The 22,624-nt window shown below is 65.8% G+C and carries 25 protein-coding genes; 13 read left to right on the top strand and 12 right to left on the bottom strand.

Annotation, left to right across the window (positions count from 1 at the left end):
* Window positions 1–72: 72 nt before the first annotated feature.
* The 3 genes from ACFSGJ_RS14565 to dusB are packed head-to-tail and all read right to left on the bottom strand — an operon-like array spanning window position 73 to window position 3,490.
* Window positions 73–1,437: a response regulator gene (locus ACFSGJ_RS14565; protein ID WP_390263323.1), complete on the bottom strand. Its 1,365-nt coding sequence runs from the start codon at window positions 1,435–1,437 to the stop codon at window positions 73–75.
* Complete coding sequence (locus ACFSGJ_RS14560; RefSeq protein WP_390263320.1) at window positions 1,437–2,522, bottom strand: two-component system sensor histidine kinase NtrB; 1,086 nt, start codon at window positions 2,520–2,522, stop codon at window positions 1,437–1,439. The genes ACFSGJ_RS14565 and ACFSGJ_RS14560 overlap by 1 nt, the downstream gene beginning before the upstream one ends.
* The gene (dusB, locus tag ACFSGJ_RS14555; RefSeq protein WP_390263460.1) at window positions 2,519–3,490 is read right to left on the bottom strand and encodes a tRNA dihydrouridine synthase DusB; all 972 of its coding nucleotides are present in this window, start codon (window positions 3,488–3,490) and stop codon (window positions 2,519–2,521) included. Before dusB ends, ACFSGJ_RS14560 begins: the two co-directional genes overlap by 4 nt.
* Before the next feature lie 199 nt (window positions 3,491–3,689).
* Between dusB and ACFSGJ_RS14550 the strand changes: the two genes are divergently transcribed.
* The 3 genes from ACFSGJ_RS14550 to ACFSGJ_RS14540 are packed head-to-tail and all read left to right on the top strand — an operon-like array spanning window position 3,690 to window position 5,796.
* Entirely contained in the window at window positions 3,690–4,841 is a 1,152-nt protein-coding gene (locus ACFSGJ_RS14550) for a bifunctional 2-C-methyl-D-erythritol 4-phosphate cytidylyltransferase/2-C-methyl-D-erythritol 2,4-cyclodiphosphate synthase (RefSeq protein WP_390263317.1), read from the top strand.
* A complete protein-coding gene (locus ACFSGJ_RS14545; protein WP_390263315.1) occupies window positions 4,838–5,332 on the top strand; it encodes a phosphatidylglycerophosphatase A family protein in 495 nt (164 codons plus the stop codon). Before ACFSGJ_RS14550 ends, ACFSGJ_RS14545 begins: the two co-directional genes overlap by 4 nt.
* Window positions 5,329–5,796, top strand: coding sequence for a CinA family protein (locus ACFSGJ_RS14540; protein WP_390263312.1), 468 nt, complete (start codon window positions 5,329–5,331; stop codon window positions 5,794–5,796). Before ACFSGJ_RS14545 ends, ACFSGJ_RS14540 begins: the two co-directional genes overlap by 4 nt.
* 7 nt (window positions 5,797–5,803) lie before the next feature.
* Here the strand turns inward: ACFSGJ_RS14540 and ACFSGJ_RS14535 are convergent, their stop codons facing one another.
* Window positions 5,804–6,265 carry a type II toxin-antitoxin system RatA family toxin gene (locus ACFSGJ_RS14535; RefSeq protein WP_390263309.1) on the bottom strand — a complete coding sequence of 154 codons (462 nt, stop codon included), beginning with the start codon at window positions 6,263–6,265 and terminating at the stop codon, window positions 5,804–5,806.
* Between the two features lie 69 nt (window positions 6,266–6,334).
* Between ACFSGJ_RS14535 and hpt the strand changes: the two genes are divergently transcribed.
* The 4 genes from hpt (at window position 6,335) to ACFSGJ_RS14515 (ending at window position 8,606) form a co-directional block, all read left to right on the top strand.
* On the top strand, window positions 6,335–6,874 hold the full coding sequence (gene hpt / locus ACFSGJ_RS14530; protein ID WP_390263306.1) for a hypoxanthine phosphoribosyltransferase: 540 nt from the start codon (window positions 6,335–6,337) through the stop codon (window positions 6,872–6,874).
* Window positions 6,871–7,053, top strand: coding sequence for a hypothetical protein (locus tag ACFSGJ_RS14525; protein ID WP_390263304.1), 183 nt, complete (start codon window positions 6,871–6,873; stop codon window positions 7,051–7,053). Before hpt ends, ACFSGJ_RS14525 begins: the two co-directional genes overlap by 4 nt.
* 152 nt (window positions 7,054–7,205) lie before the next feature.
* On the top strand, window positions 7,206–7,673 hold the full coding sequence (locus ACFSGJ_RS14520) for a c-type cytochrome (RefSeq protein WP_390263301.1): 468 nt from the start codon (window positions 7,206–7,208) through the stop codon (window positions 7,671–7,673).
* Between the two features lie 39 nt (window positions 7,674–7,712).
* Window positions 7,713–8,606: a c-type cytochrome gene (locus ACFSGJ_RS14515; RefSeq protein ID WP_390263457.1), complete on the top strand. Its 894-nt coding sequence runs from the start codon at window positions 7,713–7,715 to the stop codon at window positions 8,604–8,606.
* A 15-nt stretch (window positions 8,607–8,621) separates the two neighbouring features.
* Here the strand turns inward: ACFSGJ_RS14515 and lipA are convergent, their stop codons facing one another.
* Window positions 8,622–9,572, bottom strand: coding sequence for a lipoyl synthase (lipA, locus tag ACFSGJ_RS14510; RefSeq protein WP_390263298.1), 951 nt, complete (start codon window positions 9,570–9,572; stop codon window positions 8,622–8,624).
* Between the two features lie 64 nt (window positions 9,573–9,636).
* A complete protein-coding gene (locus tag ACFSGJ_RS14505; RefSeq protein WP_390263295.1) occupies window positions 9,637–10,575 on the bottom strand; it encodes a hydrogen peroxide-inducible genes activator in 939 nt (312 codons plus the stop codon).
* Window positions 10,576–10,677: 102 nt separating this feature from the next.
* On the opposite strand from ACFSGJ_RS14505, the gene ACFSGJ_RS14500 reads away from it, so the two are divergent.
* Both ACFSGJ_RS14500 and ACFSGJ_RS14495 read left to right on the top strand, forming a co-directional pair.
* Entirely contained in the window at window positions 10,678–12,147 is a 1,470-nt protein-coding gene (locus tag ACFSGJ_RS14500) for a catalase (protein WP_390263293.1), read from the top strand.
* A 146-nt stretch (window positions 12,148–12,293) separates the two neighbouring features.
* On the top strand, window positions 12,294–12,692 hold the full coding sequence (locus tag ACFSGJ_RS14495) for an ester cyclase (protein ID WP_390263290.1): 399 nt from the start codon (window positions 12,294–12,296) through the stop codon (window positions 12,690–12,692).
* Window positions 12,693–12,801: 109 nt separating this feature from the next.
* Here ACFSGJ_RS14495 and lepA read toward each other — a convergent pair whose 3' ends face one another.
* Window positions 12,802–14,601: a translation elongation factor 4 gene (gene lepA, locus ACFSGJ_RS14490; protein ID WP_390263287.1), complete on the bottom strand. Its 1,800-nt coding sequence runs from the start codon at window positions 14,599–14,601 to the stop codon at window positions 12,802–12,804.
* A gap of 270 nt (window positions 14,602–14,871) precedes the next feature.
* On the opposite strand from lepA, the gene ACFSGJ_RS14485 reads away from it, so the two are divergent.
* Both ACFSGJ_RS14485 and ACFSGJ_RS14480 read left to right on the top strand, forming a co-directional pair.
* On the top strand, window positions 14,872–15,186 hold the full coding sequence (locus tag ACFSGJ_RS14485) for a hypothetical protein (RefSeq protein ID WP_390263284.1): 315 nt from the start codon (window positions 14,872–14,874) through the stop codon (window positions 15,184–15,186).
* Window positions 15,183–15,890, top strand: coding sequence for an NAD-dependent deacylase (locus tag ACFSGJ_RS14480; RefSeq protein ID WP_390263281.1), 708 nt, complete (start codon window positions 15,183–15,185; stop codon window positions 15,888–15,890). Before ACFSGJ_RS14485 ends, ACFSGJ_RS14480 begins: the two co-directional genes overlap by 4 nt.
* 17 nt (window positions 15,891–15,907) lie before the next feature.
* On the opposite strand, the gene ACFSGJ_RS14475 is transcribed toward ACFSGJ_RS14480, so the two are convergent.
* The 4 genes from ACFSGJ_RS14475 to meaB all read right to left on the bottom strand — a co-directional run bounded on the left by ACFSGJ_RS14475 (window position 15,908) and on the right by meaB (window position 18,372).
* Window positions 15,908–16,438 carry a copper chaperone PCu(A)C gene (locus ACFSGJ_RS14475; protein WP_390263279.1) on the bottom strand — a complete coding sequence of 177 codons (531 nt, stop codon included), beginning with the start codon at window positions 16,436–16,438 and terminating at the stop codon, window positions 15,908–15,910.
* A gap of 33 nt (window positions 16,439–16,471) precedes the next feature.
* A complete protein-coding gene (locus tag ACFSGJ_RS14470; RefSeq protein ID WP_390263277.1) occupies window positions 16,472–16,819 on the bottom strand; it encodes a hypothetical protein in 348 nt (115 codons plus the stop codon).
* Between the two features lie 131 nt (window positions 16,820–16,950).
* The gene (gene rpmB, locus ACFSGJ_RS14465) at window positions 16,951–17,238 is read right to left on the bottom strand and encodes a 50S ribosomal protein L28 (RefSeq protein ID WP_390263274.1); all 288 of its coding nucleotides are present in this window, start codon (window positions 17,236–17,238) and stop codon (window positions 16,951–16,953) included.
* Window positions 17,239–17,337: 99 nt separating this feature from the next.
* Window positions 17,338–18,372, bottom strand: a complete 1,035-nt coding sequence (gene meaB, locus ACFSGJ_RS14460; protein ID WP_390263455.1) for a methylmalonyl Co-A mutase-associated GTPase MeaB — start codon at window positions 18,370–18,372, stop codon at window positions 17,338–17,340.
* Window positions 18,373–18,509: 137 nt separating this feature from the next.
* Here meaB and ACFSGJ_RS14455 point away from each other — a divergent pair, with 137 nt between their 5' ends.
* Both ACFSGJ_RS14455 and hrpB read left to right on the top strand, forming a co-directional pair.
* Window positions 18,510–19,229 carry a DUF3108 domain-containing protein gene (locus ACFSGJ_RS14455; protein WP_390263271.1) on the top strand — a complete coding sequence of 240 codons (720 nt, stop codon included), beginning with the start codon at window positions 18,510–18,512 and terminating at the stop codon, window positions 19,227–19,229.
* A 7-nt stretch (window positions 19,230–19,236) separates the two neighbouring features.
* Window positions 19,237–21,684: an ATP-dependent helicase HrpB gene (hrpB, locus tag ACFSGJ_RS14450; RefSeq protein WP_390263268.1), complete on the top strand. Its 2,448-nt coding sequence runs from the start codon at window positions 19,237–19,239 to the stop codon at window positions 21,682–21,684.
* Between the two features lie 13 nt (window positions 21,685–21,697).
* Here hrpB and argF read toward each other — a convergent pair whose 3' ends face one another.
* Complete coding sequence (gene argF / locus ACFSGJ_RS14445) at window positions 21,698–22,624, bottom strand: ornithine carbamoyltransferase (protein ID WP_390263266.1); 927 nt, start codon at window positions 22,622–22,624, stop codon at window positions 21,698–21,700.

The following is a 22,624-nucleotide window of genomic DNA, read 5'->3' as shown; positions in this document are numbered from 1 at the left end:
CTCAGTTATGGGTCGCTGCCATGCGACCTTCCGCTTGTCGTGGCACCGAACTGCCACGCCTGTGTTGCGGTTTTACATCAACTTCCGGCGCCGTGTCACGCGAATATCCAGATCCGTGATCTTCTTGCGCAAAGTATTGCGATTGATCCCCAGGAGATCGGCGCATTTCGCCTGATTACCGGCGGTCGCGTCCAGCGCGATCTCGATCAGCGGCAACTCGACCTCGCGCAGGATGCGGGTGTAGAGCCCCGGCGGCGGAAGCTGTCCGCCATGCAGGTCGAAATACCGCTTGAGATGTCGTGCGACCGAGGTCGAGAGTTTCTCGCCATCGCCATCGCCGCGCAGCGGTTCCATCGCGGGCTGGTTGCCAAGGACGGCCTCGACCTCGGCCCGCGTGATTTCCTCTTCCGGGCTGGTGACGACAAGGCGGCGGATGGTGTTTTCCAACTGCCGCACGTTGCCCGGCCAGCTATAGGCCCGGATCAGGTCCATGGCCGCCGGCGCGAAACGGCGCAGGGTGCCGGTTTCCCGCTCGGCCCGGGCAAGGAAGTGGTCCGCCAGAAGCGGAATGTCATCGACCCTTTCGCGCAGGCTCGGGACCGCGATAGCCACCCCACCCAGCCGGTAGAACAGATCCTGCCGGAACTGCCCCGCCTCCATCCGGCGCATCAGATCTGCCTGCGAGGTCGCCATGATGCGGGGCGCGTTGTCGCCCATCGTGTCCAGCATCCGCACGATCCGGGCCTGCGCGTCCTCGTCGTAATCGGCGACCTCGTCGAACACGAGACTGCCGCCCTTGGCCCGGCCGAGCAATAGCGACGGACCATCCGCGCCCGCCAGATCCGCCGCCGAGGCGACCACGAAAGGCAGGCTGCGCCGGTCGGAAAAATCGTGGATCGCGCGCGCGATGAGCGATTTCCCGGTGCCGCTTTCGCCCGTCACCAGAACCGGAATATCCGTGTTCATCACCCGGGCGACCAGCCGGTAAAGCGCCTGCATCGAGGCCGTACGCCCAACCAGCGGCAGATCGTCCTCGCTTTCGCGCACCTCGGCCTTGCGCGGCGCGGTACGGCGCTTGGTTTCCAGCGCACGGGCCGCACGTTTCATCAGATCGGGCAGGTCGAAGGGCTTCGGCAGATAGTCATAGGCCTCTGCCTCGGCCGCCTGGATCGCCGTCATGATCGTGTTCTGCGCCGAGATGACGATCACCGGCAATCCGGGCCGGGCCTCACCGATCTTCGGCAGCATCTCGAGCCCGTTTCCGTCCGGCATGATCACATCGGAAATGACCAGATCGCCCTTGCCCTCTTCAACCCACCGCATGAGCGTCATGAGGCTCGATGTCGCGTGCACCTTGCACCCCGCCCGGGTCAGCGCCTGGGTCAGCACCGTGCGAATGGTGCGGTCGTCATCGGCGACAAGTACCGTGCCGTCCATCAGTCAGACTCCTTTTCTTTGGGCACCATGGGCAGCGAGAGCCGGAAGACGGTGCGCCCGGGCACCGAATCCACCGCGATCCAGCCGTCGTGGTCGGAAATGATCTTGGACACCAGCGCGAGGCCAAGCCCCGTGCCGTTTTCGCGTCCCGAGACGAAGGGCTCGAATATGTCGCCGGCGATCTCGGGCGGGATGCCGGGGCCGTCATCGATGATCTCGACGGTCAGCGGCAGGGGGCGACCGCCCTTGCCGTCCTTCTGGCGCAGGCGCAGCGACAGGTCGTAAAAGGTGCGCAGGCGGATCGTGCCCCCCTCTGGCCCCGCGGCCTCGGACGCGTTCTTGAGCAGGTTCAGGAACACCTGCAACAACTGGTCCGGATCGGCCCAGGTGGGCGGCAGCGACGGGTCGTAATCCTCGACCACCTGCATCCGGGCGGCAAAGCCCATCCGCGCCGATTTGCGGGCGCGGTCAAGCACGTCATGGATGTTGACCGCGCGGCAATCCGGTGGCCGCAGGTTGCCGAACTGTTCCACCTGCTCCAGCAGCTTCACGATCCGGCGCGTTTCCTCGACGATCAGGTCGGTGAGTTCCCGGTCGCCGTTCGACAGCCCCATCGACAACAACTGCGCCGCGCCGGAAATGCCCGCCAGGGGGTTCTTGATCTCATGCGCCAGCATCTCGGCCATGCCGATCGCGGATTTCGCCGCCGACTTGACCGAGGAGGCCCGGCCGAGCCGCCCTGCGATTTCCCGGGGCGTAATGAGCAAGAGCACATGTTCGGGCGCGTCCGCAATCGGGGCGATCTGCATGTTGCAATGGACCGGCGGCTTGTCCCCCGTCCCCACGTCCACGTCATTCACGAACAGCGCCGACTGGTTGATGCGCACGCGTCCCAGTGCCTCTTCCATCGGGGCATCGACGGCGATCCGGTCCAGCACCTTCTGCCCCGCCAGCGCCTTGCTGGAGGTATTCATGAAGAGTTCGGCCGCAGGGTTGATCTCGATCACGCAATCCCGCCCGTCGATCAGGAAGGCCGGGATCGGCAGCGAGGTCCAGATCACGCCGGTCACGGGTGCGCCATTCATGCTGCCTGCCTTTCGTCGAAGGCCATCGGCAGACGGCGCAGCACCTGCGCGGGGGCCGATAGGGTCAGCAGTTCATGGCGCAGCGCGTCCGGCGCATCGGCCGCGGCAGCGTACCATCCCAGATGCTTGCGCGCCGTGCGCAGGCCCAGTTCCGGACCGTAGAAATCAAGCATCGCCTCGTAGTGCTCGGCCACCAGATCGGCGAGCGCCGCGCCCTGCGGCACAGTTGGGCGCGGCGTCCCCCAGATATCGGCTGCGACCTCGGCCAGCAGCCACGGACGCCCCTGCGCGCCGCGCCCGATCATCACGCCATCAGCGCCCGATCTTTCCAGCGCGCAGCGCGCCGTGGCGCTGTCCACGATGTCGCCATTGGCGATCACGGGCACCGACACGGCCTCTTTCACCGCACGGATCGCTGCCCAGTCCGCGCTCCCCTTGTAGAACTGGCAGCGGGTCCGGCCGTGGATCGTCACCATCCGCACCCCCGCCCCCTGCGCCCTGCGGGCAAGGTCCGGCGCGTTCATCAGCGCATCGTCCCAACCCAGGCGGGTCTTGAGCGTGACGGGAACCGAAACCGCGCCCACGACCGCCTCGATCAGCCGCAGGGCGTGGTCCAGATCGCGCATCAGGGCCGAGCCTGAATAGCCGTTCACGACCTTCTTGGCCGGGCAGCCCATGTTGATGTCGATGATCCGGGCGCCTTCGGCCTCAGACATGCGCGCGGCCTCGGCCATCCAGTGGGTTTCGCGGCCGGCAAGCTGCACGGCAGTATTGGCCTCGCCAAGGCCCAGCTCCATCCGCGCGCGCGCCTTGGCCGATGGGCGCGCCGTCACAAGCTCCTGGCTTGCGACCATTTCGGAAACCACCAGTCCCGCCCCGAAACGGGACACGATCCTGCGGAAAGGCAGATCGGTAATGCCCGCCAGCGGCGCCAGAAAAACGGGCGGCGTCAGCGCGATATCTGCCATCTTAACGGTCAACTGCTCATTCCTTGTGCGCTTGCTTACGGTTCGTAAGCTCTCACGTATGCGATGGCAATTCAGCCGGGCAAAACCGAGGCCACGAAACATCATTCGCTTAAACTTTGTGCGACAAAGGTGCCGACGCGGCAGGATTGTCACCAGTCCGGGTATCTTTTAGACAATCCTGCAGCTAAGGAACAGCGCCATGACATGGACAGCGATCATCGTCGCCGCAGGCCGCGGCACAAGGGCGGGCGGAGAGATTCCCAAACAATGGCAACAGCTTGGTGAGATGCCTGTGCTGGCGCATACTATCCGCGCCGTAAGGGCCGCCAACCCGTCCGGCATTGTTCTGGTGGTCCACCCCGATGACATCCCCCGTGCAAGGGCGCTGGCCGAAGACCTGCATGTCGATCTGAGGCTGGTCGAAGGGGGGGCGAGCCGGACCGAGTCTGTCCGCAACGCGTTGGAGGCGCTCTCGGACGCGCCGCCGCGACAGGTGCTGATCCATGACGGCGCGCGCCCGGGCGTGACTGTCGCGCTGGTCGAACGGGTGCTCGCGGCATTGGAGCAATCGCCGGCGGCTGCCCCTGCGCTTGCCGTGACGGATGCACTCTGGCGTGGCGAGGGCGGGCGGGTCACAGGCACGCAGGATCGCGAAGGGCTCTGGCGGGCACAGACACCGCAGGGCTTCGACTTTGCGGCAATCCTCGCCGCCCATCGCGCATATCGCGGCGATGCCGCGGATGATGTGGCGGTTGCCCGTGCGGCGGGGCTTGACGTGGCCATCGTCCAAGGCGACGAAGATAATCTGAAGATCACGCTGCCGGGCGACTTTGCCCGCGCCGCCAGGCTGCTGCCGGAAAGGGCAATGTCTATGGATATCCGGCTGGGCAACGGGTTCGATGTTCATCGCTTTGGGCCCGGCGATCATGTCTGGCTCTGCGGCGTCAAGGTACCGCATGGGCGGGGGCTTCAGGGACATTCGGACGCGGATGTGGGGATGCATGCGCTGACCGACGCGATCTATGGCGCGCTGGCCGAGGGCGATATCGGACGACATTTCCCGCCCAGCGATCCGCAGTGGAAGGGCGCCGAAAGCCATATTTTCCTGTCCCATGCTGCAACACTTGCCAGAAGCCGGGGGTTCCGGATCGGCAACGCCGACGTGACACTGATCTGCGAGCGGCCCAAGATCACGCCCCATGCCGAGGCGATGCGCACCACGCTTTCGACCATTCTTTCGGTGGGGACCGACCGCATCAGCGTCAAGGCCACGACGAGCGAACAACTCGGCTTTACCGGTCGGGAAGAGGGGATTGCCGCCATCGCGACCGTAACGCTGGTATCCGCATGACGAGGGTGATCGCGTCGTTCCTCTATGTCGGCTATCTGCGCCCGGGTCCCGGGACGTGGGGGTCGCTTGCCGCCCTGCCCTTTGGGTACCTGATCCATGTCGCGGGGGGCTTTCCGCTGCTGGTTCTGGCGACCGTCGTGGTGTTCGGGCTGGGCTGGTGGGCGGTCGGTGTGGAAACTGCCGGCAAGGACGACCATGACCCTTCCTGGATCGTGGTGGATGAGGTCGCGGGCCAATGGGTCGCGCTCTGGCCGCTGTCCTTCGGGATGTGGTACATGGCGCAGGACCCGTGGGTCTTTCCCTGGCCGGGCTGGGTTGGGGCGTTTTTGATGTTCCGCCTCTTCGACATCTGGAAACCCGGCCCGGTGGGCTGGGCGGACCGGCAAAGCGGGCCGATGGGCGTCATGCTGGACGACGTGATCGCCGGCGTTCTGGCCGCACTGGTGGTGATGGCCGCCGCTGCGGTCGCGCACGGAGTGCTGATGGCATGACGGCGACCCGGCTGATCGACGCCGCGCGGGCGAACGGCGTCCGCATCGTGACCGCCGAAAGCTGCACCGGTGGCCTTGTGGCAGGCGCGCTGACCGAAATCGCAGGCGCGTCGGATGTGTTCGAATGTGGCTTTGTCACCTATTCCAACGCGGCCAAGGTCAATATGCTCGGCGTGGCCGGGGCGACGCTCGACGCCCATGGCGCCGTTTCGGAACAGGTCGCACGCGAAATGGCCCTGGGTGCCCTTGCCCGTTCCGGCGCGGACCTGGCTGTGGCGGTCACGGGCATCGCCGGTCCCGGCGGGTCGGAGCACAAACCAGAGGGACGCGTCTGCTTTGGCATCGCCACCCGCGGCAGTTCAACCGTGACACAGACCGTGGAATTCGGGCCGCTCGGCCGGTCGCGGGTGCGCGCCGAATCCGTCGAACATGCGCTGAGGCTTTTGGTCGCGGCGCTTACTTGACGGCAGGTCACCGCAAAGGCGGACGAACGCCGTAGAGCTCGACCGCGCGCCGCTCAAACGCCCGCACGATCCGCTGCATGGCGTCGTTGAAGACCACCCCGATGATCCCCTGCAGGATCGCGTTGCGGAACTCGAAATCCACAAAGAACTCGACCTCGCACCCGCCGTCCAGATCATTGAACTGCCAGTAGCTTTTGAGATAGCGGAACGGCCCGTCCAGATATTCCGTGTCGATCCGGCGCCGATCGGGCCAGAGCGTCACCCGGCTGCCGAACCTTTCGCGGAATACCTTGAACGAGATCACCAGATCGGCCTCCATCACCTCTCCGCCCTCGATCGGGGTGCGGGAACGGATGCGCGCGGCAGAGTTCCACGGAAGAAACTTCGGATAGCTGCCGACATCGGCCACGAGGTCATACATCTCTTGCGGCGTATAGGGCAGCTTGCGCTTTTCTGTGTGGGTCGGCATGAGGCCCCCGGGACTGTTCAATGTGGCTTGCGTTCTCTTATGATGCGGCTGCGAAATCAAGGGGCGGACATGCCGACAAGACCTTATGTGATTGACCAGATGATCTCGGCAAAGGCGATTGCCGCGCGGGTAGAGCAACTGGCGGCCGAGATTACGGAGCATTTCCGGGGGACCGACAAGCTTGTGGTGGTGGGGCTTCTGCGTGGGTCCTTCGTCTTTATCGCCGATCTGGTGCGGGAAATCGACCTGCCGGTCGAAGTCGATTTCCTTGAGGCATCAAGCTATGGCGACGCGATGAGTTCCAGCCGCGAGGTCAAGATCCTCAAGGATCTGCGCGGCGAAATCGCGGGGCGCGACGTTCTGGTCGTCGAGGATATCGTCGATACCGGCTTTACGCTGAAACATGTGGTCTCGCTGCTGCAAACGCGCGAGCCGAAGCGGCTGGAGGTGTGCGTGCTGCTCGACAAGCCGTCGCGGCGAGAGGTCGATATCGCCGCCACCTGGACAGGCTTTACGATCCCCGATGAATTCGTGGTGGGCTATGGCATCGACTATGCGCAGCGCAACCGCAACCTGCCCTATATCGGCAAGGTGAGATTTCCGGAATGAACCTGATCTGGCTTCTCCGGATGGCGAGATGGGCGCGCAGGCCGCCCTCGGCCGCACGGGTCAAGCTGGTTCTGGGAATCATCGCGGTCTGCCTCATCCTGGCCGGGATCGAGCTTTTCGGCCTCTGGCCCGACTGGGCGACGATGGAGCCCGTCCGGGGCCGCGCCCCGCGTTTCTGAACGCCCCGTTTCTGCGCGCCGCGTTTCTGAGCGGTCACCGCGCAAGGGCGGCGGGTCAGCGCCGCCCGGCCCAAGCTGCCGTTTGCCCTTGGCCCGGTCGCGTGTTAGCGTTTCCGCGAATGGCAATGCATCATCACGGCAGGAGGCCCGGCATGAAGCGATTGAACTTCCTTCTCTTTGGCACGGCAATCGCGGCGACGCTGGCCTTGGGTGGCCTCGCCTCGGCCCAGTCGCAGCAAGAGGCGGTCGCGACCCGTCAGGCGCAGTTCAAGCTGTTTCAGGAACAGCTCGCGACGCTCGGGAACATGGCGCGGGGCACGACACCCTATGACGCCGCGACGGCAAGCGCGGCCGCGGCGGCCCTGTCGGAGGCCGCGGCCCGCGATCAGGACGGGCTCTGGCCCGAAGGGACGGACAGCGCCTCGATCAGCGGCACACGGGCACTGCCGGTCATCTGGGACAATTACGAGGATTTCCTGAGCCGGTTCGAAACGCTCCGCACCGCCGCGACGCAGATGGAGACGGCGGCGGGGACCGATCTCGCCTCGCTCCAGGGCGCGATGGGCGGGCTGTCCGGGGCTTGTGGCGCCTGCCACCGCGACTACCGGGCGCCGGAGTAAGGCGTGGATTTCAAACGCAGCAGACAGCGCCGCTTTGGGTTGCGGCGGCTTCTGACAGGACTGGTCGCGCTGCTCCTGCTCGTGGGGGCGGCGATACTCTGGCTGACGCAACCGGACACCCTGCCGCCGGACAGGTTCGCAGGGCTGGAAGGCGATGCCGCGCGCGGTGAAAACGTGTTCTGGGCGGCCGGCTGCGCCTCTTGCCATTCCGCCGAGGGCGCGGAAGGCGATGACAGGCTTGTCCTGACCGGTGGCCGCCGCTTTGCCAGCGAATTCGGCACCTTCGTCGCGCCCAATATCTCTTCCGATCCGACCTACGGGATCGGGAACTGGTCGCTTGAGGCTTTTGGCAATGCCGTGATGCGGGGCGTGTCGCCGGACGGGGCGCATTACTACCCGGCCTTCCCCTATACCGCCTATGCGCGGATGGAGCCGCAGGACCTTGTGGATCTTTACGCCTTCATGGGCACGCTTCCCCCTGCGGACCGCCCGACCGAACCGCATGAACTCGCCTTTCCGTTCAACGTCCGCACCGCCGCCGGGTTGTGGAAGACGTTGTTCTTCGAGGCGGAGGGCTGGGCGGTCGAGGGCGATCTGACCCCGTCAGAAACCCGCGGGCGCTATATCGCCGAGGCGCTCGCCCATTGCGGGGAATGTCATACGCCACGGAACGCGCTGGGGGCGCTGGAAACGTCGCGCTGGTTTGCGGGCGCGCCCAACCCCGCGGGCGAGGGCCGCATCCCCAATATCAGCCCGGCCCTTCTGCATTGGAGCCGCGAAGATCTGGTGGCCTATTTCACCTATGGCTTCACCCCCGACTTCGACAGCGCCGGGGGCAGCATGGCAGAGGTGGTCCAAAACCTCGCGCAACTGCCCGAAGCCGACCGTGAGGCGCTGGCCGACTATCTGCTGCGGGTCGCGCCGGTGCAGTGACCGCAGGCCTGATTGTCAGGCCTGCCCCAGCTTTGCCAGACGCGCCGCGCGCAGCTGCGCGAAATCGTCGCCGGCATGATAGCTCGACCTTGTAAGGGGCGTGGCAGAAACCATCAGGAAGCCCTTGCCATAGGCCGCCTTTTCATAGGCCTTGAATTCGTCGGGCGTCACGAAACGGTCCACGCGGTGGTGGCGCGGCGTTGGCTGAAGATACTGGCCGATGGTCAGGAAATCGACATCGGCGGCCCGCATGTCGTCCATCACCTGAAGCACGCCCTGACGATCTTCGCCAAGGCCGACCATGATGCCCGACTTGGTGAACATCGACGGATCGAGTTCCTTGACCCGCTGCAGCAGCCGGAGGGAGTGGAAATACCGCGCGCCCGGCCGCACCTCGGGGTAAAGGCCCGGCACGGTTTCAAGGTTGTGGTTGAACACGTCCGGCCGCGCGGCCACAACCGTTTCAAGAACCGACGGATCGCATTTCAGGAAATCCGGTGTCAGAACCTCAATGGTGGTCGCGGGCGAACGATGCCGGATCGCGCGGATCGTCTGGGCGAAATGATCGGCCCCGCCATCGTCCAGATCGTCCCGGTCGACCGAGGTCACGACCACATGGTTCAGGCCCAGCTTGGCCACCGCATGGGCGACGCGGCCCGGCTCGAATGCGTCGAGCGTCTGGGGTTTGCCGGTGGCGACATTGCAAAAGGTGCAGCCCCGGGTGCAGATTTCCCCCATGATCATCATGGTGGCGTGGCCCTGGCTCCAGCATTCGCCGACATTGGGACAACCGGCCTCTTCGCAGACCGTGACCAGACGGTTTTCCCGCATGATGTCGCGCGTCTGCTTGTAGCCCGCCGACGTGGGCGCCTTGACCCGGATCCAGTCGGGCTTCTTGGGCTGTTCATTGACCGGGCGGCGCGCTTTTTCGGGATGGCGCTGGTCGGGTATCTTCAGGTCGCGCAACGGACTTCCCCCGTGATCGTCGTTCCCGTCAACATAGGCGCTTTGCCAAGGCTCGGCAATCGGATCAGGTGGCAGGCGGACATACCCGCCGTGCATGATCCAGCAGCCCCGCCGCCGCGCCCGAGATGAGCTCGGCCAGCGCAGCGAACCAACCGTCATCCGTTGTCTTGGCCCGTCGCACAAGGGCGATGTCGCGCGCCGGTTCCGGCGCCGCAAAGCGCAGGACACGCATGTCGGGGGCGGCGGCCTCTTCGGACCGCAGGGCAATCTCGGGCAGGAAGGTCAGGCCGAACCCCTGCGCCACCAGACCACAGAGCGTAGAGAGCGAGGACGCGCCGAGGTCGATCCGCGTTTGCCGGCGGTCGATGGCGCAAACCTCCAGCGCCTGATCGGCGAGGCAATGCCCTTCGTCCAGCAGCAACAACTGCTCGGGATCGAGCGCGACGGGCCGCAGATGCTCGGACACCTGCGCAAGGCCGCGAAGCCCTGTGGCAGACCCGGCAAGCAGAAACCGATCGGTAAAGAGAGGCAGGATCGCACGATCCGGTGCCGGGGTGGGACGCGCGATCACCACCGCATCGAGCTGCCCCGCGTCCAGCGCGGCCAGCAATTGCGCGGTCTGTGCCTCTCTCACGCGCAGGTCGCGCGTGATGCCCGAGTCGCGCAGGGCGCCAAGGACAGGTGGCAGAAGATAGGGCGCCACGGTCGGAATCACCCCAAGGTTCAGCCTGCCCAAGAGCCCTTGACGTCGCGCCGCTGCCTCAAGCTCTTCGGTCTCGGACAGGATGCGGCGGGCGCGGGCCAGAACCTCCCGGCCCACGCGGGTTAGGCGGATATCACGCGGACGGCGTTCGACCAAAGGCGCATTCAGCGCCTGTTCCAGTTCGCGAATCTGCATCGAGAGCGCCGGCTGCGTCACATGCACCCGCGCGGCCGCCCGTCCAAAGTTCCCTTCTTCGGCAAGTGCGATGAAATAGGCGAGTTGTTTGAGCGTCACCCTCATAAGGCCAACTTATCATCATGAGAAGAAAATACGATTTATAATTATTCAAAGAAGCCGGCATAGTCACCCGGGAATCGACATGAAGAAGCCAGGAGGGTTCACGTGACCACGCGACTGACAACCACGGGCGGCGCGCCGATCGCCGACAACCAGAACACCCTGACCGCAGGTCCGCGCGGCCCGGTCCTGCTGGAAGACTACCAGCTGATCGAGAAACTGGCCCATCAGAACCGCGAGCGTATCCCCGAGCGTGTGGTCCATGCCAAGGGTTGGGGCGCCTACGGGACATTCACGGTCACCAATGACATCACCCGCTATACCCGCGCGAGCATCTTTGCCGACGTCGGCAAGAAGACCGAGCTTCTGGCGCGGTTTTCGACGGTCGCCGGTGAACTCGGCGCCGCCGACCATGAACGCGACGTGCGCGGCTTTGCGGTGAAGTTCTACACCGACGAGGGCAACTGGGACGTCGTGGGCAACAACACCCCGATCTTTTTCGTGCGCGATCCGTACAAGTTCCCGGACTTCATCCACACGCAAAAGCGTCATCCGAAATCGAACCTGCGTTCGGCCACCGCGATGTGGGATTTCTGGAGCCTGAGCCCCGAGGCGCTGCATCAGGTCACGATCCTGATGTCCGATCGCGGCCTTCCCCGGACACCGATGCAGATGAACGGCTATGGCAGCCACACCTATTCGTTCTGGAACAAGGACGGCGAGCGGTTCTGGGTCAAGTTCCACTTCAAGACCATGCAGGGCCATTCCCACTACACCAACCGTGAGGGCGAAGCCGTGATCGGCCGCACCCGCGAGGGCTATCAGGAGGCGCTGTTCGGCACGATCGAGAACGGCGACTTCCCGAAATGGAAGCTCTGCGTGCAGGTCATGCCTGAACTTGATGCGGAACAGACGCCCTACAACCCGTTCGACCTGACCAAGATCTGGCCCCACAGCGACTATCCGCTGATCGAGGTCGGCATCATGGAGCTGAACCGGAACCCCGAAAACTACTTCGCCGAGATCGAACAGGCGGCCTTCAGCCCCTCTAACAAGGTGCCGGGCATCGGCTATTCGCCCGACAAGATGCTTCAGGCCCGGGTCTTCAGCTATGCCGATGCGCATCGCTATCGCCTTGGCACGCATTACGAGGCCCTGCCGGTCAACGCACCGCGCTGCCCCGTCCACCATTACCACAAGGACGGGCAGATGAACTTCTTCGGGCAGCGCACCGGGCATCTGGACGCCTATTACGAGCCGAACTCGATCCCCGCCTCCGCCAAGGAAGATCCGAGCACGGCAGAACCGCCGCTGCGGATTTCGGGCGATGCCGCGCGCTATAACCACCGCGAAGGCAATGACGACTACAGCCAGGCGCGGGCGCTGCATGACCGGGTGATGAACGATGACGAGCGTCAGCGTCTCTATGGCAACATTGCCGAGGCGATGCAGGGCATCCCGGAAGAGATCGCCGAACGTGCCCTTGGCCATTTCGCGCTGATCAGCCCGGCCTATGCCGACGGCATCCGCGCCGCGCGCGCGGCCCTCGGCGCGGGCCTGCAGGCGGCCGAGTAACCGCCAAGGTTTGACCAGAAAGCCCCGGCAATATGCCGGGGCTTTTTTTATGCGCGATGTAGAGACGGGAGCGGACAACGCGTCAGGCTGGCGATCTCGCCGAACTGGCTGTAGGAACAAACGGACGGGTTGCAGGAGGTGGACACATGACGCGCGACGAAACCACAGAGGCCTACCGGGCCTACATTGCCTGCCTGAACCGTCAGGACTGGGCGACGCTGCATCAGCATGTTGCCGACGGGGTGCGATACAACGGCAGCGTCATCGGCCTGCAGGGCTACAAGGACATGCTCGTCGAAGATTTCCGCGCGATCCCCGATCTTTCCTTCAATATCGCAACCCTGATCTGCGATCCTCCGATGATCGCGAGCCGACTGATTTTCGACTGCACCCCTGTAGGCGAGCTCTTCGGGCTGCCGGTGAACGGGGCGCGGGTGCGGTTCCAGGAGAATGTCTTTTACGAGTACCAGGACGGCAAGATCGTCTCGGTCTGGTCCGTGATCGACAAGTCGGCCGTGGCGGCACAAACCCGGGGCGTGACCTAAGCGACCTGATTTGCGACAGCGGCAGGAACAGTCTCACGGAACCAGCCTGCGCACATGGAAAAACCGGCTGCGGGATACGCAAGCCGGCCTTCCGGGATGATTGCTGGCCTCAGCTGTCCATCTTGAGCGCGTTGATGAAGGCCTGCTGCGGGATTTCGACCTTGCCGAACTGCCGCATCTTCTTTTTCCCGGCCTTCTGCTTTTCCAGGAGCTTCTTCTTTCGGGTGACGTCGCCACCGTAACACTTGGCCGTCACGTCCTTGCGCAATGCCGCGATGGTTTCGCGCGCGATGACGCGTCCACCGATGGCGGCCTGAATGGGGATCTTGAACATGTGACGGGGGATAAGCTCTTTCAGCTTTTCGCACATCGCCCGGCCCCGCATCTCGGCGCGGTCGCGATGCACCATCATAGACAGGGCATCGACCGGCTCGTCGTTCACCAGAACCTGCATCTTGACCAGATAATCCTGCTGATAGCCGATCATCTGATAGTCAAAGCTGGCATAGCCCTTGGTCACCGACTTCAGCCGGTCATAGAAGTCAAAGACCACCTCGTTCAGCGGCAGGTCATAGACGACCATCGCGCGCGATCCGGCATAGCTCAGGTCGAGCTGGACGCCCCGGCGATCCTGACAAAGCTTGAGCACATCGCCCAGATAGTCGTCCGGCACCATGATCGTGGCCTTGATGCGCGGCTCTTCGATATGGTCCACATGGGTCAGGTCGGGCATGTCGGCGGGATTGTGCAGGTCAATGACCGACCCGTCGCGCATATGGACGTGATAGACCACCGACGGCGCCGTCGTGATCAGGTCGATGTCATATTCGCGTTCAAGACGGTCGCGGATAACCTCCAGATGCAGCAGACCCAGGAAGCCGCAGCGGAAGCCGAAACCAAGCGCGGCCGAGGTCTCCATCTCGTAGCTGAAGCTCGCATCGTTCAGGGCGAGCTTTTCGATGGCGTCGCGCAGATCCTCGAAATCGGCGGCATCGACCGGGAAAAGCCCGCAGAAGACCACCGGCTGCGCCGGTTTGAAGCCAGGCAGCGGTTTGTCCGTGCCCTTTTTCTCGGTCGTGATGGTATCGCCGACGCGGGTGTCGCGCACCTGCTTGATCGACGCGGTAAAGATCCCGATCTCACCCGGCCCGAGTTCAGGGATGTCCACCATCTGGGGCTTGAGAACCGAAAGCTTGTCGATGCCGTAGACTGCGCCCGTCTGCATCATCTTGATGCGGTCGCCCTTGCGGATCACCCCGTCCATCACACGGATCAGGACGACGACGCCCAGATAGGCGTCATACCAGCTGTCGACCAGCATCGCCTTGAGCGGCGCGTTCCGGTCCCCCTTGGGGGGCGGCAGACGGTGGACGATGGCCTCCAGCACCTCGGGGATACCGAGCCCGGACTTGGCGGAAATCGGAATCGCCTGGCTTGCGTCGATGCCGATCACATCCTCGATCTGCGCCTTCACGCGATCGGGTTCGGCCGCGGGCAAGTCGATCTTGTTCAGGACGGGGACGATTTCGTGATCCGCGTCGATCGCCTGATAGACGTTGGCGAGCGTCTGCGCCTCGACCCCTTGCGATGCATCGACGACCAGAAGCGACCCCTCGACCGCGCGCATCGAGCGGCTGACCTCGTAGGCAAAGTCGACATGGCCAGGCGTGTCGATCAGGTTCAGGATATAGGTCTGGCCGTCCTTCGCCGGATATTCGATCCGTACCGTGTTGGCCTTGATCGTGATGCCACGCTCACGCTCGATGTCCATGCTGTCGAGCAGCTGGTCCTTCATCTCCCGCGCGGCGACGGTGCCGGTCATCTGGATCAGCCGGTCGGCAAGCGTGGATTTGCCGTGGTCGATATGCGCCACGATGGAGAAATTGCGGATCTTGTCGAGCTCGGTCATGGGCCGGGATATGCGCTGGAACCCGTGCACGGTCAATGGAAATTAAGGCGATGCGCCAGCGGACGCGACGATTCGCGCGGCCGATGATGCGGCCCCGGGCGGCTACAGCTTTCTGTAGCCACGGCCGCGCGCGGTGGCAGATGTAGCGTTTCACGGAAATTGCGGCCAGATTGATGATTTTGCGTCAATTTGCTATAGGTGGTGCCAGAGGCAATCCCATGGATCGGGTGACAGGGGGCAAACCTCTGCGCCCCATGAACGAGGCAGTGCATGAAGAACCTAGCTCTTGCGGCGCTCATCGCCGCGGTTTGCCTACCGCTCGTCCCCACAATGGCATCCGCAGGTCCGATAGAATCGGCGTGCCTCCAGTCCGGGCGGCAGGCCGCCACGCGGCAGCTGTGCCGGTGCATCCAGCAGGCGGCGAACGCGACCCTGACCCGGGGCGATCAGCGGCAGGCGGCCCAGTTCTTCCGTGACCCGCACAAGTCTCAGGAAATCCGCACATCCCGCACGACGCGCGACAGCGAGTTCTGGGCGCGCTACAACCGCTTCAGCCAGACCGCCGAAGCTTACTGCACGCAATGATCCGCCGCGGGGCCGGTGGGGGGATTTTCCTGCTCACCGGGGCTGGCGTTTCCGCCGAAAGCGGCCTCGGAACATTCCGGGACAAGTCGGGGCTCTGGACCCGCTATGACCTGACCGAGGTTGCCACTCCCGAGGGCTTTGCCCGAAACCCGCAACTGGTGCACGACTTTTATAACGCGCGACGGGAAAACGCACTTGGTGCCGCGCCGAACGCGGCGCATCACGCGCTGGCGCGGCTGGAGGCCGAATGGCCCGGCGATGTCCTGATCGTGACGCAGAATGTCGATGACCTGCATGAGCGCGCCGGCAGCCGGAACGTTCTTCACATGCATGGCAGCCTTACAGGCGCGCTCTGCGCCGATTGCGGGCATCGCTGGCCTGCGCCCGCGCGCATGTCGCCCGCCGACCCCTGCCCCGAATGCAGCCTTGCGCAGACCCGGCCGGATATCGTCTGGTTCGGCGAATACCCCTATCACATGGAAACGATCTGGCAGGCACTGCGCGAGGCCGAGATATTCGTGGCGATCGGCACCAGCGGGACGGTCTTTCCCGCAGCGGCCTTTGTGCAGGACGCCGCGCGCGCCGGGGCCCACACGGTCGAGCTGAACCTCGAACGATCGGCAGGCGCCGGTGACTTTTCCGACGGGCGTTATGGGCCGGCAACCGAGGTGGTGCCGGCCTGGGTCGCAGAGATGCTGGGCTGAGGTTCAGGTCTGATGCCTCAGTGGCTGTGGCTGGTCCCGGACGAGTGTCCCCCCGAATGACCGTGGCCCGCGCCGTGATCATGGGGCGCGGCATCTTCGGCACGGTTCAGGTCCACGGGGATTTCCACCTCCAAATCGCCTGACTGTTCAAAGGTCAGCGTGACATGCACGATGTCACCATCCGACAGCGGCCGCGTCAGCCCGAGGAACATCAGGTGGTCGCCCCCGCGCACCAGGGCGTGCTCTCCGCCCGCGTGGATCGCGATGCCGTCCTCCAGTTCGATCATGCGCATGACGCCTGCATCGTCCTGCTGATGGGTGTGCAGTTCGACCCGCTCTGCCGCGTCGGAACGGACCGCGATCAGGCGGTCGTCGATGGCGCGGTGGTTCTCGATCACCATGAAGGCGGCCGCGGTGGGTGCGGTCGGCATGGTCACGCGGGCATAGGCGTCCCGCACGGCCATCCCGTCATGGGCAAGCACGGCAGGCGCGGTGATGGGCAGGGCAAGCGCGGCCACAGCCGCAAGATGGGCAAGTTTCGGAAACATGGTCGGTCCTTTCGTTGTCTGAGGTTCGGAACGTCAGAGCAGGAAAGGCGGATCGCGGGCGCGCGCGACCTGCGGCGGCTGACCGGCGGCGCCCTGGCCGGCAAGCAGATAGCGGATGGACCCGATGGACCCGTCCGGCAGCGCCGCGGGAGTGTCGGGGCAAAGATCGGCGACTCCAAGAACACAGTCGGGGCAGTGACCCGCCCCCTGCGGCATATGGGCGGGGTCGTGCAGCCGGATCGTCTCGGTCCCGGCGGTGGTGCAGATCGTGATCTGGAGGCCCGCGGCCATCGCCCCGCGCGCCTGACCGGTCGCTGCCGCCCCGAGGAAGAGCGTCAACGCAAGCAGCACGCCAGACAGAATTCGCGACCACGGCATCATGTGCCCGCGATAGCCCAACCGGCGCTTTTCAGAAAGAGGCAAAAGCGCGCAGCCGAGCCCGCCACGGTTCCAGCCGGAAACGCAAAAAGCCCCGCTTGCGCGGGGCCTTACCGCTCACCGGCGGGCGGGGCTCAGGCGGCGGCCTGTGCCTTCTGGATGTCTTTCTTGATCTTCAGCGCCTTGGCCGACAGCTCTTCGTCCTTGGCTTTCGCAAGGAAGGCGTCAAGGCCGCCACGGTGATCGACCGAGCGCAGCGCCGAAGCCGACACCCGCAGTTTGAACGACTGACCCAGCGCGTCCGAGATCAGCGTCACCTCATTGAGGTTCGGCAGAAACCGACGACGGGTCTTGTTGTTGGCGTGGCTGACATTGTTGCCAGTCATCGGCCCTTTTCCACTCAGTTCGCAAACGCGCGACATGGTTCTTATCCTTGTCCTGTACCGTCAAGGGGCGCCGCCGGTGACNCTGTACCGTCAAGGGGCGCCGCCGGTGACGCGCCCGAATTCCATCGGGGCCGTTTAAGGGCAATCCTCTGGGGCGTCAAGCGATTCATCCTGCTCTTCGGCCCGCCCCCGAACACCCTCTTCGATCCGGGCAAGCATCCGGGCCGCCGCCGCAGACGGTGCCAGGTCGCCCGCCGCGACCCGCGCGCCCAGCGAGTCCATCGCCCGCCGCAGGGTATCGTCCCCGGTCAGGCGACGCAGCAGGCCGGCGCGGACCTCTTCCTCGAACCAGCGGCGCGACTGATCCGCCCGCATCGCGTCCAGAACGCCCGTCTTCCGCCGCCACTCCGCCAGTTCCCGGATCGCAGCCCAGGCATCGGGCAGCCCGTCGCCGGATGATGCCGAAACGGTCATGGCCTTTGGGAAATCATCCGGGTCCTGCGGGCGCCGCCGCAGCAAGCGCAGCGCGCCGGCGTAGTCGGCGCAGGTGCGAAGGGCCGCGTCGCGCAGGTCGCCATCCGCCTTGTTCACAAGGATCAGGTCTGCCATCTCCATGATGCCGCGCTTGACGCCCTGCAACTCATCCCCCCCTGCGGGTGCGAGCAGCAGGACGAAGACGTCGCTCATCCCCGCGACCAGCGTCTCAGATTGTCCCACCCCGACGGTCTCGATCAGGACGATGTCAAAGCCCGCAGCCTCGCACAGCGCCACGGCCTCACGCGTGCGGCGGGCGACCCCGCCCAGTTCCGAACCGCTGGGCGACGGGCGGATGAAGGCCTTTGGCGCGCGGCTCAGCCGCTCCATCCGGGTCTTGTCGCCGAGGATCGAGCCGCCCGTCCGCGCCGAGGACGGGTCGACCGCCAGCACCGCAACCCGCAGCCCCTGCCCTACGAGCATCAGGCCGAACGCCTCGATAAAGGTCGACTTGCCCACACCGGGCGTTCCCGACAGGCCGATCCGCAGCGCCCGCCGCCGCCGCCCCAGACGATCAAGCAGGTCCTGCGCCGCAAGGCGATGATCGGCGCGCGCGCTTTCGACCAGCGTGATCGCCCGCGCCAGCGCGCGCCGGTCGCCCGCCGCCACCCCCCGGGCAAGCGCGGCGACATCCATTTCCGGCCTCATGCTGCTGTCTGCATTACGAAACTGTCACCATTGGTGAACCACCGTGGCTTTGATGCCCCGGGCGGGCGTTGTATGTCCAGACCAAAGGGCCAAGGCTGCCCGCCCCTGTCGACAGAGAACCGCCAATGAAATCCTTCCGCCCCCTGATGGCCGCACTGGCCGTTTCGCTGGCCCTTCCGTTGCCTGCCATAGCGCAGGACAGCCGGGTCGCCTTCGATCTTCACTTCATGGGCCTGCGCGCCGGCGCCTTTGCCTTTTCCGCGGCCGAGCGTGATGCCGATTATGCCGTGACCGGGCGCCTGGAAAGCACCGGCCTGGTGGGCGCGATCCGCAAGGTCCGCTATGACGCGCAGGTGACGGGGCGCCGCGCCGCCGACCGCTTCGTCCCCGCCAGCTATCAGGAATCGAGCGACAACGGCCGCCGGCAGGTCGAGTCCCGCATGAACTTTCAGGCCGGTGTTCCCCAGGTCATGAGCTACAGCCCCCCGCGCGAACCCAGCGAACGCGACGTCGACCCGGCGACGCAGGCCGGCACCGTGGATCCGCTGACCGCGCTTTACGCGGTCCTGCGCGACGTGCCGGTGGCCGAGGCCTGCCAGGCGCGGCTTGCGATCTTTGACGGCCGTCGCCGGAGCGAGGTTGCGGTAGGCAATGCGCAGGCGAACGGCAACCGCATCACCTGCAACGGCGAATACCGTCGCGTCGCCGGCTATTCCGAACGCGACATGGCGGAACGCCGGGTCTTCCCCTTCAACATGACCTATGTCGTCGACGGGGATATCGCGCGCGTGACCGAGGTCACCACCGACTCGATCTATGGACGCGCGGTGATGCGCCGGCGATAAGGGCCGGGTGACGACACTTCCGATTGATTCCGTTCTCGACGACCTGATTGCGGCCCTTCTGCGGGAGGGCCGTGCCGTGCTGCAGGCCCCGCCGGGCGCGGGCAAGACGACGCGCGTGCCGCTCGCGCTTTTGCCCCATGTGGACGGGCGCATCGTCATGCTGGAACCCCGACGTCTTGCGGCGCGCGCCGCGGCCGAACGCATGGCGGAAACGCTTGGCGAGCCCGTCGGGGAAACCGTGGGCTACCGTATCCGGGGCGAGGCAAAGGTCGGCCCCCGCACCCGCATCGAGGTCGTGACCGAAGGCATCCTCACACGGCAGATACAGGCCGACCCGACGCTGGAGGGCATCGGCCTTGTCATCTTCGACGAATTTCACGAAAGGTCCCTGAACGCCGATCTCGGGCTTGCCCTGACATGGGAATTGCGGACGGCGCTGCGGCCCGACCTGCTTCTTCTCGTGATGTCCGCGACCCTCGATGCCGGGCCGGTCGCCACGATGCTGGACGACGCGCCGGTCGTCACATCGGCCGGGCGCGCCTTTCCGGTCGAAACGCGCTGGTTGCCCCGCCCCCTGCCCGTGGGGACGCGGTTTGAGCCGGCGATCGCAGAACTCATCCTTCAGGCGCTCTCCGAGACCCCGGGCAGCGTGCTCGCCTTTCTGCCCGGCGAAGGTGAGATCCGCCGGGTGGAGGCGCTGCTCCGCCCGCACCTGCCGGCGGATGTGCATGCCTTCCCGCTCTTTGGGGCGATGGAACAGGGTGCGCAGCGCGCGGCACTTGCCCCGGCGGCCGAGGGGCGAAAGCTGGTTCTGGCGACGGCCATCGCGGAAACCTCGCTGACCATTCCGGATGTCAGGGTGGTGGTCGATGGCGGCCGGGCACGGCGGGCGCGCTTCGATCCCGGATCGGGCATGTCGCGGCTGGTCACGGAACGTGTGACGCGGGCCGAGGCGGAACAGCGTCGCGGGCGCGCCGGACGCGTGGCACCCGGCATCTGCTACCGGCTCTGGACCAGGGGGGAGGAAGGCGCGCTGCTGCCCTTTCCCCCCGCCGAGATCGAGGCGGCTGACCTTTCTGGCCTTGCGCTGGAACTTGCGCTTTGGGGCGGGGACAGCGGTCTGGCCTTCCTGACGCCGCCGCCGGCCCCGGCGCTGGCCGAGGCGCGGGCGCTGCTGGCCGATCTGGGCGCGCTGGATGCGGGCGGGCGGATTACCGATCACGGACGCAGGCTGGCCGCGCTGCCGCTGCATCCCCGGCTGGGGCATATGTTGATGACCGCCGGGCAGGATGCCGCGCCGCTGGCCGCGCTGCTGGCGGACCGCGATCCGCTGCGCGGGGCACCGCCGGACCTCGCGCTGCGGCTGGAGGCCGTGACCGACCCCAAGGGTTTTGCCGCGCGCCGGCCTTTTGACGTGAACCGCGCCACCGTGGACCGTATCCGGCAAGAGGCACGCCGCCTGAAGCGGATGACGGCGGCTGCCGGGCAGTTCGATACGGCCGAGATGGCGGCACTTGCCTATCCCGACCGCGTCGGGCTGCGGCGATCGGGTGACGCGCCCCGCTGGGTGCTTTCGGGCGGCAAGGGCGCTGCGATGGATGCGGGCGATCCGCTTGCCCGCGCGCGGCTGATCGTCGCCACCGATCTTGACGGCGACACGAGAGAGGCACGCATCCGTCAGGCGATCGAGCTGCCGGAGGCCGCCCTGCGCCGCCTCTTTTCCGACCAGATCGCGCGGAACGACCTGTGCGAATGGTCGCGGCGCGACCGCCGGGTGCTCGCGCGGCGGCAGGAACGGTTCGGGGCACTGGTTCTCGATGACCGGATCTGGCGCGACGTGCCGCAAGAGGCCGTAGCGCAGGCAGCGCTGGACGGGGTGCGCGACCTCGGGCTTGCGGCCTGCGGGATGACCGACGCCGCCCGCCGCTTTGCCGCGCGGGTGGAACTGCTCCGCACCCAGGGCGCCGACCTGCCCGAGATGACCGACGCCGGGCTGCTGGACCGGGCCGGGGACTGGCTGCTGCCGCATCTGGGGCGCTGCCGCACAGCCGACGACCTGCGCGGGCTGAACCTGCTGGAGCCCCTGCGCCAGAGCCTGAGCTGGGACCAGTTGCAGATGGTGGACCGGCTGGCCCCGGCGCAGTTCGAGACCCCGCTCGGCCGCCGCGTGCCGATTGACTACGACGGAGAGGCGCCGGGCATCACCGTCCGCCTGCAGGAACTCTTCGGCGTCACCGAACACCCCACGGTCGGGCCGCGCCGCCTGCCCCTGCGGATCACACTGCTGTCGCCGGGCGGCAAGCCCGTGCAGGTGACGATGGACCTGCCGGGCTTCTGGGCAAATTCCTATGCCGACGTGCGCAAGGACATGCGGGGGCGCTACCCCCGCCACCCGTGGCCCGAGGATCCGCGCGTGGCAGAACCCACCGTTCGGGCCAAGCCGCGCGGAACCTGATCAGACGTCGGAATCAGACGCCGAGGCACCAGCGCATGATCGCCTTTTGCGCATGAAGCCGGTTTTCCGCCTCGTCAAAGATGACCGAGTTGGGGCCGTCCATGACGGCGCTCGTCGCCTCATCCTCGCGATGGGCGGGCAGGCAGTGCATGAAGAGCGCATCGGGCTTGGCGAGCGCCATCAGCGCCTCGTTCACCTGATAGCCGCGCAACTGGTTGTGGCGGCGTTCCCGGGTGGACTGGCTGTCATGCATCGACACCCAGGTATCGGTGACCACCAGATCGGCGCCCTCGACCGCCTTCATCGGGTCACGCTCCACCTCCACCCGCACGCCCTGGGCGCGGGCGAGGTCGATGAACTCGGCCTCGGGGTCAAGGGTGGGCGGGCCGGTGAAGGTAAAGTCGAACCCCAGTTGCCCCGCCGCATGGATGAAGGACGCGCAGACGTTGTTGCCATCGCCCGACCAGACCACCTTGCGCCCGGCGATCGGACCGCGATGCTCCTCATAGGTCAGCACATCGGCCATGATCTGGCACGGATGGGTGCGGTTGGTGAGCCCGTTGATGACCGGCACAGTGGCATATTCGGCCATCTCGAGCAGGACGGCCTCCTCGAACGTGCGGATCATGATCATGTCGACATAGCGCGACAGCACCCGCGCCGTGTCGGCGATGGTTTCGCCGTGGCCGAGCTGCATCTCCTTGCCCGAAAGCACCATCGTCTCGCCGCCCATCTGACGGACGCCGACGTCGAACGACACCCGCGTCCGGGTCGAGGGTTTTTCGAAGATCAGCGCGACCATACGCCCCGCCAGCGGCTGATCCGCATCTTTGGTGCCTTTGGGATGGCCGTTGCGCGCCGCCTTCATCGCCGCTGCCTGATCGAGCATCTGGCGAAGGTCGGATTTCGACGTCTTGTGGATATCCAGAAAGTGCTTCAT

It is taken from the genome of Halodurantibacterium flavum (genome assembly GCF_042681825.1).
Taxonomy (GTDB): domain Bacteria; phylum Pseudomonadota; class Alphaproteobacteria; order Rhodobacterales; family Rhodobacteraceae; genus Halodurantibacterium; species Halodurantibacterium flavum.
The sequence above is the reverse complement of the archived record's forward strand: the minus strand, read 5'-3'. Positions and strand labels throughout refer to the sequence as shown.

What these genes read in the sequence shown, in the direction of transcription:
- hpt (WP_390263306.1), top strand. Translation starts at nt 6,335, where the DNA reads ATGCCGACAAGACCTTATGTGATTGACCAGATGATCTCGGCAAAGGCG.
- rpmB (WP_390263274.1), bottom strand. Translation starts at nt 17,238, where the DNA reads ATGTCGCGCGTTTGCGAACTGAGTGGAAAAGGGCCGATGACTGGCAAC.
- argF (WP_390263266.1), bottom strand. Translation starts at nt 22,624, where the DNA reads ATGAAGCACTTTCTGGATATCCACAAGACGTCGAAATCCGACCTTCGC.
- ACFSGJ_RS14550 (WP_390263317.1), top strand. Translation starts at nt 3,690, where the DNA reads ATGACATGGACAGCGATCATCGTCGCCGCAGGCCGCGGCACAAGGGCG.
- dusB (WP_390263460.1), bottom strand. Translation starts at nt 3,490, where the DNA reads ATGGCAGATATCGCGCTGACGCCGCCCGTTTTTCTGGCGCCGCTGGCG.
- ACFSGJ_RS14505 (WP_390263295.1), bottom strand. Translation starts at nt 10,575, where the DNA reads ATGAGGGTGACGCTCAAACAACTCGCCTATTTCATCGCACTTGCCGAA.
- meaB (WP_390263455.1), bottom strand. Translation starts at nt 18,372, where the DNA reads ATGGATGTCGCCGCGCTTGCCCGGGGGGTGGCGGCGGGCGACCGGCGC.
- ACFSGJ_RS14455 (WP_390263271.1), top strand. Translation starts at nt 18,510, where the DNA reads ATGAAATCCTTCCGCCCCCTGATGGCCGCACTGGCCGTTTCGCTGGCC.
- ACFSGJ_RS14540 (WP_390263312.1), top strand. Translation starts at nt 5,329, where the DNA reads ATGACGGCGACCCGGCTGATCGACGCCGCGCGGGCGAACGGCGTCCGC.
- ACFSGJ_RS14525 (WP_390263304.1), top strand. Translation starts at nt 6,871, where the DNA reads ATGAACCTGATCTGGCTTCTCCGGATGGCGAGATGGGCGCGCAGGCCG.
- ACFSGJ_RS14535 (WP_390263309.1), bottom strand. Translation starts at nt 6,265, where the DNA reads ATGCCGACCCACACAGAAAAGCGCAAGCTGCCCTATACGCCGCAAGAG.
- ACFSGJ_RS14565 (WP_390263323.1), bottom strand. Translation starts at nt 1,437, where the DNA reads ATGGACGGCACGGTACTTGTCGCCGATGACGACCGCACCATTCGCACG.
- ACFSGJ_RS14495 (WP_390263290.1), top strand. Translation starts at nt 12,294, where the DNA reads ATGACGCGCGACGAAACCACAGAGGCCTACCGGGCCTACATTGCCTGC.
- ACFSGJ_RS14545 (WP_390263315.1), top strand. Translation starts at nt 4,838, where the DNA reads ATGACGAGGGTGATCGCGTCGTTCCTCTATGTCGGCTATCTGCGCCCG.
- ACFSGJ_RS14485 (WP_390263284.1), top strand. Translation starts at nt 14,872, where the DNA reads ATGAAGAACCTAGCTCTTGCGGCGCTCATCGCCGCGGTTTGCCTACCG.
- ACFSGJ_RS14475 (WP_390263279.1), bottom strand. Translation starts at nt 16,438, where the DNA reads ATGTTTCCGAAACTTGCCCATCTTGCGGCTGTGGCCGCGCTTGCCCTG.
- ACFSGJ_RS14470 (WP_390263277.1), bottom strand. Translation starts at nt 16,819, where the DNA reads ATGATGCCGTGGTCGCGAATTCTGTCTGGCGTGCTGCTTGCGTTGACG.
- lepA (WP_390263287.1), bottom strand. Translation starts at nt 14,601, where the DNA reads ATGACCGAGCTCGACAAGATCCGCAATTTCTCCATCGTGGCGCATATC.
- ACFSGJ_RS14480 (WP_390263281.1), top strand. Translation starts at nt 15,183, where the DNA reads ATGATCCGCCGCGGGGCCGGTGGGGGGATTTTCCTGCTCACCGGGGCT.
- ACFSGJ_RS14520 (WP_390263301.1), top strand. Translation starts at nt 7,206, where the DNA reads ATGAAGCGATTGAACTTCCTTCTCTTTGGCACGGCAATCGCGGCGACG.
- ACFSGJ_RS14560 (WP_390263320.1), bottom strand. Translation starts at nt 2,522, where the DNA reads ATGAATGGCGCACCCGTGACCGGCGTGATCTGGACCTCGCTGCCGATC.